Raw genomic sequence first — 10,489 nt, forward strand, 5'->3', positions numbered from 1 at the left:
CGTAGATGGTGTCAAAGGCCAGCGAAGATTTGCCGGAACCGCTGACGCCCGTAATGACCACGAGCTTGACCCTGGGAATGTCGAGATTGATATTCTTGAGGTTGTGCTGCGCCGCACCTCTGATTCTTATGTAATCCATCTGCAGAGTCATATTATAGTTGAGCGAATAAAGCAATCGGAAGACCAGACCCGGCAGGGTAAAATAAAGGATGTCATCCCCGAATTTTCTTATCGGGGATGACAAAGATAGAAGCACTCGGGGATATCTGGGTTACCTACACAAAGTGAGAAAGAGCCATATTTTCAGTGACTTTTCCATTCTTCCATAACCGCACGCAGTTTTTCCAGGGCCCGATAGACGCGCATTTTAATGGTGTTTTCCGGCAAGCCGCATATTTGGGCTATATCGGCAAAAGACTGGTCTTCATAATAACGGAGCACCAAGGCCGCCCGCTGATCGTGAGGCAGTTTCAGCAAGGCATCCTGAAGCTGTTGCTGTTCTTCTTTTACCAGCAGGTCGTTTTCCTGATTACTGCTCTGATCATGTATAGCCGCGGATACGCCGCCTGCCACCAGCTTCCTCCAGAGTGATTGCCGGCGCAGATGGTTTTTGACGACATTCAAGCTGATCGTATAAAGCCAGGTAAAAAACCTCTGCTCTGATTGATATTTAATGAGCTTGGTAAAAGCCCTTGCAAATGTTTCCTGGGCCAGTTCACCCGCATCTTCCCGATTACCGGTCATGCGGTAGGCCAGGTTGAAGATGGGTGCTTTATATTCCTCGACGAGCAGGGAAAAGGCTTCGCGCTCGCCTTTGAGGATTCGCGCTACAATCTCCGCCTCCTGGTTCTGTTCCATGTGAGCCCTACCCTGCGCTATACCCCTTACCTATTTTTCAATGATTCAACGTCAATATTGAACTTCTTGATCCGGTGCCAGAGGCTTCTTTGATTGATTCCCAGTAACTCCGCCGCCCTGGCCTGAATTCCCCGCGTCCGCTCGAGGGCCTCGATGATAAGGCCTTTTTCTATGGAATGCAAGCGGTCGTCAATGGTATTCAAATCCTGATCGGCAATTGTTGCTGCCGGATAATATTGGTGAAGATGCGCAGGCAGATTGGTTACGGCAATATCGCCATCTTTACCTGCCAGAACTTCTGCTCGAGACAGGACGTTCTGAAGTTCGCGCACATTGCCCGGCCATGAATATCCCAACAGGGCTTGGTGAACTGCGGAAGAAAGCTTCCTGTCCGTGGCCGCCAGAAAATATTGGCACAACAAAGGGATGTCTTCCCGTCTATCTCTTAAGGCCGGTATGCTGATGGGGAAGGCGCTCAACCGAAAATACAGATCCTCCCGGAATTTTCCTTCTTTCACCAGAGCTTCCAGATTTTTGTTGGTGGCTGCAATGAACCGGACATCTACCTTTATCGGTCCATTTCCTCCTACCCGCTCAATTTCTTTCTCCTGCAGGGTGCGTAACAATTTAGCCTGGGTTGCCTGCGGCATGTCGCCTATTTCATCCAAAAAAATCGTCCCGCCGTCAGCCAGTTCAAATTTCCCGGTTTTTCGCGCCACGGCGCCAGTAAAAGCTCCTTTTTCGTGACCAAACAGCTCACTTTCCAGGAGTCCTTCCGGAATGGCTACACAGTTTAATTTAATGAAGGGCAGCCCTTTGCGCCGGCTATGTTCGTATAGCGCGGTGGCGATAAGTTCCTTGCCCGTGCCGCTTTCCCCCATGATCAAGACCGTGGTATCCGTCGGGGCCACCTTCAGCACCTTGCCGAACAGGTCACGCATCCCGAGACTTTGTCCGATAATCCGGGGGAAAAGTTCCTTGGCCTCCATCTTCCCCAGTATATCGGTTATTTTATCAAACACTTCCGCGTAATAGGCCGGATTGGATTTATCTAAGCGGGATGATTTCGGTTCGGAAGAGTCCTCCGCAAGAATTTCTTCGCTGGTAGTGATGAATTTTACAACCGGGTTCAAAATGCGTGAAATGACGATGTAACTGCAGATCAAGCAGGCAATAATCGTAATCGCCACCCACAAAAAAATATACTGGATCGCTGCCGGGCCCCGATGCAGGTGATAAATCGTTGCGTGGTAGGTAACGAGGGAGCTGATTATGGCAATGCCCGTAAAAATCAAGGGCACGAGTATATAAAGGCTGATCGGGATTCTTTTGTTCCGCAGTTTCTGCACAGGTAATCCGAGTTTACTAGAAGAGATATGTTACTTTACCATCTTGGTCAGATCCCACATGGGCAGGAAGATGGCCAGCGCAAAAAAACCGACGACGGCCGCCAGCCCTACCAGAAGAATGGGCCCCAGGGCATCGGATAAGCCTTTTACCGCGTAATTTACCTCGTCGTCATAATGGATGGTCACCTCGCGTAGCATGTCTTCAATATTGCCTGATTCCTCCCCTATCGCCACCATGTCCACCACCATAGGGGTGAAATATTTTGCCGAGCTGAGAGGTCCGGAGATGCCTGCGCCCTGTTCCATCCCCAAGCGGACACGCTCAAACTCCCGTGCAATAGCCGCGTTGCCGATTGTACCGGCCAGGACGCCCATGGTCTGAATCACCGGCACCCCGCTGGAATGGAGGATGGCAAAGATGCTGGCAAAACGGGAAAGAGCCGCTTTGTTAAAGAGGGGACCAAAGATGGGCATTTTCAGAAGAAAGGCATCCTTTTGCAGTCTGCCGCTGGTTGTTTTAAAATAGGCGCGTAATGCGAAGAAAACGCCAACAACGACTGCAATCAGGACATACCAGTAATTCGCCAGGAATTGATAAAGAAACATCGCAATCTTGGTAGGTAAAGGCAGGTTTATACCGGCCTTGGCAAAGATGGCGACAAATTTCGGTATAACGAAGGTCAGCAACACAAAAAAAGCGATGCTCAGGGCAATAATGACCATCTTCGGGTATTGCAAGGCCGACTTGATGTCCGACTTGATTTTAGTTTCATGCTCAATAATATATACCAGGCGCGCGAGCACTTCCGGCAGGGCGCCGCTCATTTCTCCCGCCTTCACCATGCTGCGATATAACTGCGAAAAAACCGCCGGATGCTTTTCCAGCGACTCGAAAAGTGTGCAACCCTGCTGAATGTCCTCGCCCATCCGGACCACCACTTTTTTTAATATTTTGTTCTCCGTCTGCGCTTCCAGCACCTGCAATATCCGCATAATCGGAATACCGGCGTGCAGCATGGAACGGAACTGCTTAGTAAAAACAATCAGTTCCGTAGATTTGAGCGAGCCCATTTTCTCTTCCAGGCGCTCCCACAGCGAGACAGTGGGAGTGGTCACAGAAATCGCCGTCAGTATATGACCCTGCGCAGTAAGGATATTTTCCGCCAAGGTTGCCGATTCGGCACGGATTGTGCCGTGGATATTGGCTCCGCTGGCGTTGATAGCCTGATAGGCATAATTTGCCATATAATCCCTCTCCAATAAACGCTTATACTAATACCGCCGAAGCTGCCTCTTCCAGAGTTGTGATCCCTTGCGCTACCTTGAGAGCGGCATCATCTTTCAATGTTCTCATATGCCCTGCGGCTACTGCCTCCCGCGTGATCTCCTGCGCCGACCTTTTCTTCATGATCATATCCTGGATTGTCTCATCGTTCTCGAGTATTTCAAAGACGCCGGTGCGGCCCTTATAGCCCGTATTGAGGCACTGGAAACACCCCTTCCCTTTCTGAAAGTTCGTCTTTTCCATTTTGTCTAATCCCCAGGCCGCTAGGGCGTTGGCAGACGGCTGATATGGCTCCACGCAGTAAGGGCAGTTGGTTCTGACTAATCGCTGGGCAAAGGATACCAGCAGCACGGAGGCCACGAGAAAAGGTTCAACCCCCATGTCAATGAAACGCGCCACGGCGCCGGCGGCGTCGTTGGTATGGAGCGTACTCAGCACACGGTGCCCGGTTTGAGCTGCCTGTACGGCGATAGCCGCCGTTTCCTGATCCCGTATTTCGCCTACCATTATTACCTCCGGATCCGGGCGCAGAACAGAGCGCAGGCCGCTGGCAAACGTCATACCCGCCTTGCGGTTTAACTGAACCTGACGAATATTATCAATCCGGTATTCGACCGGGTCTTCCAGGGTGATAATATTGATATCCGGCCGGTTCAGAGCATTCAGAATGGCGTAAAGACTGGTGCTTTTACCGCTGCCGGTGGGTCCGGTGCTGAGAATCATTCCGTAGGGTTTTTGCGAAACTTTAAGAATTTTCTGCACATCTTCGCCAAACATTCCCAGTTTGTCCAGGGTGTAAATGCCGACACTCATATCCAGCAAGCGCAAGACGATGTTCTCGCCATAGATCGTCGGCATGGAGGAGATACGCACATTGATTTCCTTTTTATCTACCCTCAGGGTAAAACGTCCGTCCTGAGGGATGCGTGATATGGTAATATCCATATTGGCCAGGATCTTGATGCGGGCGGCCATCGGCAGAAAAAGCGCTTTTGGCGGCGATGGCACCTCGTGCAGCTTGCCGTCAATACGGAAACGAATCTGGATATTATCTTTCTGCGGGCTCACGTGGATGTCGCTGGCTCCTTCGCGAACCGCCTGGGCAAAAATGGAATTAACGAGCCTGACCACCGGCGCTTCGCTAGCCATATCCTGCAGGGAGGCAACCTTGATATCTTCCGCTGCTTTTTCGGCTTCTATATCTTCGGCATCGCGGGAATCAACGGACATGCTTTCCAGCACATCGCCAATCTTGGATTGCATGCCGTAGATGCTGTTTATGAGCTGGTTGACTTCCCGCTCCGTACAGACGACCGGCTCCACTTCCGAATCGGTTATTACTTCAATGGCATCAAGGATATTGATATCAAGCGGATCGGTGATGGCAATGGTCAGCAGGCGACCCTTTTTTTTAAGCGGCGCCAGCAGATATTTCTGGGCCATGGCAATCGGTATCAGCCGGATCAAAGTAACATCAACCGGATATTTATCGGGGTGATATTTATCAATCTTCAGTTGCTGGCTTAATACGTCCACAATCTGGCTTTCCGCTATGGCGCCGCGCCGTACCAGAAACTGTCCCAGCTTCAAGCCCGCTTTTTTTTGCTCTGTAAGCGCCTGCTGCAAGTCTTCCTGAGTCAGCAGATTGCCCTCGACAAGCATTTCACCCAAACGTTTTTTTACCTGCATGCAACTTCTCCACTATGATGTGATCAAAGAAATACCGAATTATCCGGCCAGCCGCTGATTACCCTGGCTTTTGACGCCAAGGCCGGCGGTAAAGTTTTTTTAAAGGCATCAGCCGCCGGCTCACTGCCGAATCCCTCCTTGAGCAATACAGAATAGACCGTCCCCTCATTCTTATTCCAGTAGGTATGTAAGAGCAAACGCGGCAATTGATTGTTTTCTGTCATAAATTTGTAAGCTTCCGGCAGATTCGCGGGCGTTGCCACTTGCAGCCAATATTTTCCTGCCGGCAAAGGATTGTCCTTACTCCTTAGTATGGGCACGGTGACGATGTCGCCTTTTTTTATCCAATTGATATCCCTGATTTGCGGATTGACGCGCCGCACCGCATCCAGGCGATAGATTACCTCCCGGCCGTAAAGACGTTCCAGCATCTTGGATACGCAATCATTTTTTTCCACGATTAATTGACCAAGCACATCAGGTATTTTCATCTTTGCAGACTCTTTATCCGAGCGTTCCCCAACTGCAGCAACCGGTGGAACAGACGATACCGCGAGCTGCAACTTCGCCTCTGCTGCCGTTGGCATCGCGCCCGACTCCGCGGTGATATTGGCTTTTACTGGCGAACTTTGAACCTGCTTTATATTAGCCGCGTCCTGGCGACCTGCTGATGAAATATTGATTTTTTCGTAATTATTGACAATCAAAAACAACAGTATGCAAGCCCCTGCGAAATACGCCGCCCAACGCGGCCAATGAAGTCCTTGAAAGGGCGCTTGAAAGGGCGCTTTCAAGGGATTGATCCGACCGGCACAGGAACGCACCAAAAAAAAGCCGGCCCGGGTGCGGTTTTGAATGATCATGGTAAGCATCACCTGGTGACAGAGCGTGATGATTCTTCTTGGATATCCGCCTGTTGCCCGATGCACTGCCCAAAGCGCCAACAAGGTAAACATGCGTGATGCGGACGAGGGATCCGTACTGGCTTTAGCCATGCGGTAGTTGATCATCTGGCGGCAATTCCGGAAATTAAGTGGTTCCAGAATAGTATATTGATTTACGCGGTCCGTGAAATTCTTACGTTCGCGTAATGTTTCCTCAAATTCTCTCTGCGCAAATATCACTATCTGCAGCAGTTTGTACTCATTGGTTTCATAATTGAGAAACTCCCGCAGGATTTCCAGGCAAAATTCCGGTATTTTCTGGCCTTCATCAATAATGAGGATTACGGTTTTCTTATCGTCAACACCGCGATGGAACAGGTAGTTTTTAATGGCTTCCTTTAATTGCCATTCACTTCTCTCGGGATTTGTTTGCGAAACGCCGAAAAGCGACGCCACCGCCGACAAAAACTCCTGGGCGTTGCTGAAGGAAGGATCAAGAATAAGGTGGGTCTCGATATTATTTTTGTCTTCTTCCGCCTCGGATAGATTGAGAATCAAGCGCCGGCAAAGGGTGGTCTTGCCCGTACCTACTTCGCCCATGACGATGTTCAGACCGCGACGCAAACGGAGGGCCAGCTCCAACCTCTGTAAACAGGCCTGATGTTGATCGGATTGGAAAAAAAATCCGGTTCCGGTGAATTGGAGAAGGGTTCCTTCTGCATGTTTAGAATCTGGAAATATTCCATTTCTTATACCATTTTCTACTTTCAGCGCTGCATTCAACCCTTGAGACCTTTGAAAAACACCCCTTTCTGTCATTCCGGGCTTGACCCGGAATCCAGTAATAACTTGAATACACCAGACTCCGGCTTTCGCCTGAATGACGGTAGGGAAGCTGAAATGGAAGAATCAGCGGCCTGCAGCCGGTTTTATATCCCCTGCTTTGTCTTTCCCTTCTGCCGCCGTCGCCAGAACCTGGGGAGGCAAAATCTTGGGGGTAATAAAAATCAATACCTCCTGCATGGCCTCCTTATCTGTGTCGCCTTTGAAGAGCCACCCCAATACGGGAATATCCTTCAGCCCCGGTATGCCATTCTCGGCGCCGGCCGTTGTCTGTTTGCTTAATCCGGAAATAACTATAGTTTCTCCATCTGCCACAATCAGATTGGTTTCCGTTTGTTTTTTGATAATGAAGGGATTGCCCTGCACATTGCGTGTAGTATCAACTTCATCCTTCTTCACAATGATTTTCATCCTGAGACTTTTCCCGTCAATAACATGGGGAGTTATTTCCAGCCTTAAAACAGCTTCTTCAAAAGTAACCGTATTGGTAGCTGTACCGCTGCTGATTGTCTGGGTGACATAGGGCACCCTCTCCCCATTGGACGTGTAGGCCATCTGATTGTCCATCGTAGTGATGGAGGGACTGGACAGGATGTTCAGCTTATTGTCCTGCTGAAGCGCATTGAGCTGCATTTCCAGAATATTGCCGCCGATAGAACCAAACATCAGTCCCAGCGATCCCGGGTTGACTACGCCCATTGCCGCGGCCGGAAAGTTGACGGCAAGACTATTACCACTGAGTCCCACTGCTCCGGAAGTTGGTAGAATTGCACCACCAATAGTAGCGCTGGTGCCGCCCCCGGTGAGATTCAAATTTCCGTTACCGAAGGCCCGGCCATAGGCGCCACCCCACTGAATGCCCAGGTTGCGGGCCGTATCCTTGGTGGTTTCCACGATACTGGCTTTAATGTTAATTTGCTGGGGTGGCTGATCAAGCTTTTCCACTATCGGTATCATGCGGTTCAGATCTTCTCGAATTGCCTGCACAATAATGGAATTGCTGCTTTTGTTAACCTTGACGGAACCACGGGCAACCTTGCCGTCCTTGTCCTTTGTTAAAAAATCCTGCAGGTTGGCCGCCACCTCATCGGGAACAGCGTAATCTATACTCATGACCATGGTGAGCAAAGGCGCGACCCTGCTTCCTTCCAATCCCTGGACTTTGCGCTTATCCTGGAAAGCCGCAAGTTTCAACCCCTGGTCCAGATCATCCATGGTCACCACCCGGATAACATCACCATCCACCAGATACCACAGGCTTTGAGACCGCAGAATATTGATAAAGGCCTGATCAAACGGTACGCCCGTAAAATCTACATTCAACTCACCCTTGATGTCGTTTTTAACAATTATATTTTTCCCTGTGGCACGGGCCAGCGCCCGGATGACGGACTTAATATCCGCCTGACGCATTCTCAAGGTTATCTTTTCTTTCGAAAGACTCTGGAACAGATCGCCATCCGCCTGCATGCCAGTTTTTACCGCCGGCGCCCCTTCGGCTTCCTCAGTTTTTGCCTCGGGATAGATGACGACTCGGTTGCGAGTAGCCGGGGAATGTCCAGGACTTTGCTGGGCAGCCGTCTCCCATTTTTCGAAAAACGCATCTTTCTTTACGGCTCCGTTTTCTGTTGCGCAACCAAAAAACAGCAGCAAAAGCGCCAATACCGCGAGACCTCTTCCCCATCGCCAACTTTTCTGGATCTTATTCAATTTCAATCCCTCCATACCGCCTAAAGGTGAGTAAGAAATTATATATTCACATTTCTTTGGATTTTTACAAATCCTGCATCACGACTTCAACTTTCGCTTTACCGTCCGCTTTATTTTCAATGGTAACCTTGGTAGGGCTTATGGACCTCAGAACGTAGCCCGGGATGTCCAGCGCCTCTCCCACCGCGTATTCCAGACCATTGATGATCGCCATCAGCCGTCCGTTATACTCCATGTAGCCGGTATAGCTGAAACTCACCGCCTTCGCAGCTATTTTAGTATCTGCTTTTGCCGTCTGTACCATTTCACTGTAAGCCTTTTTTTCATAAAAAGGATCCTGCCGCCAGTCCGCTTCAATACGACTCAGGGCATAGGCTTCCGACACGGAAAGCGCATCCTTGCTGATGGCATTGGTAGTATTACTAGCCAGCGCCTGTATTTCAGTTGTTTTCACGGCGGGAGAAATATTGAATTTTTTCTTAATGGAACCCCCTGTTACCAAGGTAAACATTCCATACAAAATGGCAACCGCCATGACGCCAAGAATTATTTTCTCTCGTTTGCCGATATTTTCTATTTTTTGCATCGCCATCGCCTTCCCTTACCAGACGGTTTCATGGAATCTTTCCGTGGATCATTTAACTCCGCGCCACCCAGAACTTCACCTTTATTTCCAAGGCATCGGTCGTCCGGGAAAGCTGCACTTCCTCAATATTTTCCACGTAAGGAATACCGCCCAGACCGATCAAAAATTTACGCATCGCAAAAAACTCGCCCCGCGCGACCGCATCTACAGCAATTGTTTTGGACTTGACATCAGCCGAGGTCAAGTTCGGCAGGAAGGAAATCAAATCCACCTTGGCCTTGCCGGATATATCTTTTAAATCTGTCTCCAACCTGCCCATTTGGTCTCCCGGCAGTTGCGCCTTAGCCGGCAGCGGCAAAAGGCGGGCGTTTTTCTTCCCCATCTTCTGCTTCAACATCTCGTAAACGGGCAGCAGCAGCTTCTGCTCCTCCAGTTTTAAGTTCTTGTCCGCAATTTTCTCGTCGCGATTGGCCAAGGCCCTGTGCAAGGGGTATATGCCTGCGAAAAGCAAAATTATTATGACTGCAGAACAGGTAATTATATAGGTAATACTCTTCGGCGGTATTTTGATAGCCATTTTTCTCTCCCCCGACTATGCACCTTCTATTTTCATAGTGGCAGTGAAACGAAGCACTGTACCTCGTCTGAAATTTTCCTCGCTTGTTTTTTGAATTTTAACCTGATTAAACAGCGGCGAGCTATCCAGTTTGAGTACGTAGGCGGTGAGCGAACTCTGCAGCGATTTTTTTTCGCCCCAGACAACGCCTTCTATCTCTATGTCTTGCGTCTTACCGGCAGTAGCGCCAAGATTAGCCTTCAAATTGAGCAGACGGATGTTTGGTTGAACCAGGTTAGATAGCTCGGCAATTACCGTCGTCCCCTCATACTTTTTTAAATACGTCCTATCGGCCACCGCACTAGCTTTTAAAGCCGCTGCCGTCTGGGTGATAAGTTCCCTGCTCACCGGGGTTTTATATTCCGACCATTGCTTATCAAGGGCAATCAGTTGCCGCTCTTTGCTTTGCAATGATCCATACTCATACAGCAGGGTCGCTCCGCATAAGACTGCGCATACGATAAAGGTAATAAATATCGCCATGTTGATGCGCTTGGCCTGGGCGGCAGATTGCTTGTCCTGTCTGGTAAAAAGGAAGTTCGGTATCAAGTGCAAAGAGGTTTTGCCAAAATGCAAAGAGGTTTTGCTAAAAACATACCATAGCATTTCATAAGACGCAAATATATTAGGCTATTTTGGCTTGTTCAGGTAGGCTTGATAGCAATATCT

10 protein-coding genes are annotated in these 10,489 nt (G+C 49.5%); all 10 read right to left on the reverse strand.

Annotated features, from left to right (window positions below; genetic code table 11):
* Positions 1-244: hypothetical protein (locus NT140_00230; GenBank protein ID MCX5830318.1), on the reverse strand; the 244-nt coding region annotated here is incomplete at its 3' end.
* Positions 245-303: 59 nt separating this feature from the next.
* Positions 304-858 (reverse strand): RNA polymerase sigma factor, encoded by a 555-nt coding sequence (locus NT140_00235; GenBank protein MCX5830319.1) that lies wholly within the window; start codon positions 856-858, stop codon positions 304-306.
* A 26-nt stretch (positions 859-884) separates the two neighbouring features.
* On the reverse strand, positions 885-2,207 hold the full coding sequence (locus NT140_00240; GenBank protein ID MCX5830320.1) for a sigma-54 dependent transcriptional regulator: 1,323 nt from the start codon (positions 2,205-2,207) through the stop codon (positions 885-887).
* A gap of 30 nt (positions 2,208-2,237) precedes the next feature.
* Positions 2,238-3,452, reverse strand: a complete 1,215-nt coding sequence (locus tag NT140_00245) for a type II secretion system F family protein (GenBank protein MCX5830321.1) — start codon at positions 3,450-3,452, stop codon at positions 2,238-2,240.
* Positions 3,453-3,474: 22 nt separating this feature from the next.
* Positions 3,475-5,181 carry a GspE/PulE family protein gene (locus NT140_00250; GenBank protein MCX5830322.1) on the reverse strand — a complete coding sequence of 569 codons (1,707 nt, stop codon included), beginning with the start codon at positions 5,179-5,181 and terminating at the stop codon, positions 3,475-3,477.
* Between the two features lie 23 nt (positions 5,182-5,204).
* The gene (locus NT140_00255) at positions 5,205-6,689 is read right to left on the reverse strand and encodes an ATP-binding protein (protein ID MCX5830323.1); all 1,485 of its coding nucleotides are present in this window, start codon (positions 6,687-6,689) and stop codon (positions 5,205-5,207) included.
* Between the two features lie 285 nt (positions 6,690-6,974).
* Positions 6,975-8,618 (reverse strand): type IV pilus secretin PilQ, encoded by a 1,644-nt coding sequence (pilQ, locus tag NT140_00260; GenBank protein ID MCX5830324.1) that lies wholly within the window; start codon positions 8,616-8,618, stop codon positions 6,975-6,977.
* A 64-nt stretch (positions 8,619-8,682) separates the two neighbouring features.
* On the reverse strand, positions 8,683-9,204 hold the full coding sequence (locus NT140_00265; GenBank protein MCX5830325.1) for a hypothetical protein: 522 nt from the start codon (positions 9,202-9,204) through the stop codon (positions 8,683-8,685).
* Positions 9,205-9,256: 52 nt separating this feature from the next.
* Positions 9,257-9,781 (reverse strand): hypothetical protein, encoded by a 525-nt coding sequence (locus NT140_00270; protein MCX5830326.1) that lies wholly within the window; start codon positions 9,779-9,781, stop codon positions 9,257-9,259.
* Positions 9,782-9,796: 15 nt separating this feature from the next.
* Entirely contained in the window at positions 9,797-10,396 is a 600-nt protein-coding gene (locus NT140_00275; protein ID MCX5830327.1) for a hypothetical protein, read from the reverse strand.
* Between the last annotated feature and the right edge of the window lie 93 nt (positions 10,397-10,489).

Source organism: Deltaproteobacteria bacterium, from assembly GCA_026388415.1.
In the GTDB taxonomy this organism is placed as follows: domain Bacteria; phylum Desulfobacterota; class Syntrophia; order Syntrophales; family JACQWR01; genus JAPLJV01.

What these genes read in the sequence shown, in the direction of transcription:
- NT140_00270 (MCX5830326.1), bottom strand. Translation starts at nt 9,781, where the DNA reads ATGGCTATCAAAATACCGCCGAAGAGTATTACCTATATAATTACCTGT.
- NT140_00250 (MCX5830322.1), bottom strand. Translation starts at nt 5,181, where the DNA reads ATGCAGGTAAAAAAACGTTTGGGTGAAATGCTTGTCGAGGGCAATCTG.
- NT140_00235 (MCX5830319.1), bottom strand. Translation starts at nt 858, where the DNA reads ATGGAACAGAACCAGGAGGCGGAGATTGTAGCGCGAATCCTCAAAGGC.
- NT140_00265 (MCX5830325.1), bottom strand. Translation starts at nt 9,204, where the DNA reads ATGCAAAAAATAGAAAATATCGGCAAACGAGAGAAAATAATTCTTGGC.
- NT140_00245 (MCX5830321.1), bottom strand. Translation starts at nt 3,452, where the DNA reads ATGGCAAATTATGCCTATCAGGCTATCAACGCCAGCGGAGCCAATATC.